We start from the raw sequence: 2987 nt of genomic DNA on the forward strand, positions 1-2987 counted from the left end.
GCCCGCGCCGCGGAGGCGCGCGTCCCGGACGGCGCCGCTTCGTCGAACGCGGAAACCGGCGGTCGAGGCCGCGGCCGGGGCGGCCAAGATCCCGCTCCTGCACCGGGGCCTGCAACCATCGCGGCACGACGGGGTTCGGTCCCGATTGGCAGTGGACGGAGGTCGGGTGGCGTCCTGGATCGAACAGACTGTCTGGTGGCAGGTCTTTCCCCTCGGCTTCGTCGGGGCCCCCCAGGAGGCCGAGCGCGCCGCCCCGGTCACGCACCGCCTCTCCCACCTGCACGGCTGGCTCGACTACGCGGTCGAGCTCGGCGCGTCCGGGCTGGCGCTCGGGCCGATCTTCGCGGCCTCCACGCACGGCTACGACACGGTCGACCATTTCCGCATCGACCCGCGCCTGGGCGACGAGGCCGATTTCGACGCGCTGATCGCGGCGGCCCGGGCCCGCGGCCTCCGGGTCCTGCTCGACGGCGTGTTCAACCATGTCGGGCGGGCCCACCCCGCCTTCCAGGACGTCCTGCGGCACGGGCCCGGATCCGAGCGGGCCGGCTGGTTCAGGCTGTCCTGGCCGCGGGGCTCCGGCCCGGGCATCGAGCCGGACTACGCCTGCTTCGAGGGGCACCGGCAGCTCGTCACGCTCAACCACGACGATCCGCGCGTCACCGACCACGTCGCCGCCGTCATGGGCCACTGGATCGCCCGGGGCGCCGACGGCTGGCGGCTGGACGCGGCCTACGCGGTGCCGCCGCGCTTCTGGGCGCGCGTCCTGCGGCAGGTCCGCCTCGCGCATCCGGAGGCCTACGTTGTCGGCGAGGTGATCCACGGCGATTACACCCGGATCGTGCAGGACAGCGGCCTGGACGCGGTGACCCAGTACGAGCTGTGGAAGGCGATCTGGAGCGCCCTCAACGATCGCAACCTGTTCGAGCTGGCCCACGCCCTGGACCGGCACAACGGCTATCTCGACCGGTTCGCGCCCCTGACCTTCGTGGGCAACCACGACGTGACGCGGATCGCGAGCCGGCTCACGGACGAGCGGCACCTGCCGCACGCGCTGGCGATCCTGCTGACCTGCGGCGGGACGCCCTCGATCTACGCCGGCGACGAGCAGGCCTTCCGCGGCGTGAAGGAGGAGCGGGTCGGCGGCGACGACGCCATCCGGCCGGCCTTCCCGCCGACGCCCGCGGATCTCGCCCCGTACGGCTGGCCGGTCTACCGGCTGCACCAGGATCTGATCGCCCTCCGGCGGCGCCAGGGCGGGCTGCACCGCGCGCGGGCGCGGACGCTGCACCTCGCCAACGCAGAGCTCGTGCTCGCGCTGGGCGACGGGCGCGCGCGGGTGATGACGGCCCTGAACCTCGCCGACGCGGCCGCGACGCTGCCGGTGCCGGAGGCCCGGGCGATCGAGGCCGGCGGCGGCGACCTCGCCGAGGCCGGCGGTGCCGGGGCCCGCGTGACCCTGCCGGCCCACGGCTGGGCCATCCTGAGCGTCTGACCGTGCGGCGCACCGGGTCGGCGCACCGGGTCGGCGAAGGACCGGCCGCCGCCGGCCCCGAGCCCTAGCTGGTGCGGCGGGCCGTCCAGCGCCCCGCGCAGGCGCCGAGCCCCGAGAGCGTCCAGCGGCCGGTCCCGGCGGACCCGCGCAGGCGGCCCGAGACCGAGACGCTGGCGAGCCCCTTGCGGATCGTGCCGGTGATCCGGCCATCCGCCCCGGCCCGTCCGGAGGCGTCGACGCCGTTGCCGCCGGCGTCGTCCACGGCCCCGTCCCGGATGACGATGGGATAGCTGTAGGGGCCCGTGCAGCTCCCGCTCTCCGCGGTGGCGATGACCGACCAGGACCCGTCGAACCGGTTGGCCGCGGCGGCTCCCGTCGCGGTGCAGACCGCGACGATCAGGGCGGGCGCGAGCAGTGCAGCGCGAAATCGGGTCATGATCTCCTCTGTGGTGATCTCGGGTGGGAGGCATCCCCGCAGGGCGACCCCGTCGGGCGGTCCGGCGCGTGGGGAGCCGTCGGCCGGGACAGGCCGTTCCGAAGCCCCGCGCCCGGGGCGCGGGCCGGCGGAGGGAAGGGCAACGGGCCGGACGCGCGCCCGGAGCGGCGCGGGCGCCCGGCCTCGCGGCCGTGCCGGACAAGAGGGCCATCCGCCCGGCACAACCTCGAAGAAAGGGTCCGGAACCCGCCGACACCCGAGGGCGCACGGCGCGTTCCGCATCCGCGATATGGGGCCTAACACACTCATGTGAATGAGAGATTTTTACCAGTACGCCGCTTTTCTCGCACGACGCCGCGGCGTCCGCGGTACGGCGAGACGTGGGCCGGCGCCACGGTGGACCGCTTCAGCAGACATGCCGGTTTACAGCGCGCGTGCCGGCCGGCCCGGCGTGGAGCGCCGCCGACCTGACATCGTCGGGATCCGGCACCGCGAAGCGGTACGCCACGCGGCCGCTGACGGGGCGGCTGCGCAGGATCGTGACGAGCCGATCGGGCATCCCGGTGCCGCTCCGGAACTCCGCCCGGCGCTCCCAGGCCTTCAGGAGGGTGAGCCGCACGAGGTCGTCTCCCTGGACGTCGCCCGCGATGGCGTCGCGGATCAGCGTCAGCGCGCGGCGGCGCAGATCCGGCACGGCCTCGATCAGCGCCGCTCCGAAGCCGGCGGGGACCTGCCCCTCGGACTCCGCGGCGGCCGCGGCCTCCGACAGGCGGCCGAGCAGGCGCCCTAAGCGCGATCTTCGTCGAGATCTGCAACTTCTGGAAAATCCTGCCGCAGACTCGTTCCGGATCGGATGCCCGATCCGGAGATCACGACCTCGTGCTCCGCGGCGCTCCGCAATGGTCGGTCAATATCCTGCGCGTTCGGCATGGCCACGTCTGCTGAGAAGGGGGCCGAGATCGCGCGGGAACGGCGTCGCGGCGCTGCGAGCACTCATCTTTGGCCCAAATCGCCCGCGTCAATGATGCGCGTATACCAGGAAAATAACTTAGATGA

3 protein-coding genes are annotated in these 2987 nt (G+C 73.9%); 1 reads left to right on the top strand and 2 read right to left on the bottom strand.

Features of this window, described 5'->3' with window-relative positions:
• Positions 1-166 precede the first annotated feature (166 nt).
• Complete coding sequence (locus ME121_RS32550) at positions 167-1495, top strand: alpha-amylase family glycosyl hydrolase (protein WP_059410322.1); 1329 nt, start codon at positions 167-169, stop codon at positions 1493-1495.
• Between the two features lie 64 nt (positions 1496-1559).
• Here ME121_RS32550 and ME121_RS32555 read toward each other — a convergent pair whose 3' ends face one another.
• Complete coding sequence (locus tag ME121_RS32555; protein WP_012321382.1) at positions 1560-1931, bottom strand: hypothetical protein; 372 nt, start codon at positions 1929-1931, stop codon at positions 1560-1562.
• 406 nt (positions 1932-2337) lie between these two features.
• On the bottom strand, positions 2338-2625 hold the full coding sequence (locus tag ME121_RS34830) for a hypothetical protein (protein ID WP_245337764.1): 288 nt from the start codon (positions 2623-2625) through the stop codon (positions 2338-2340).
• Between the last annotated feature and the right edge of the window lie 362 nt (positions 2626-2987).

Origin of the sequence: Methylobacterium sp. ME121, assembly GCF_000974725.1 — a bacterium.
Classification (GTDB): domain Bacteria; phylum Pseudomonadota; class Alphaproteobacteria; order Rhizobiales; family Beijerinckiaceae; genus Methylobacterium; species Methylobacterium radiotolerans.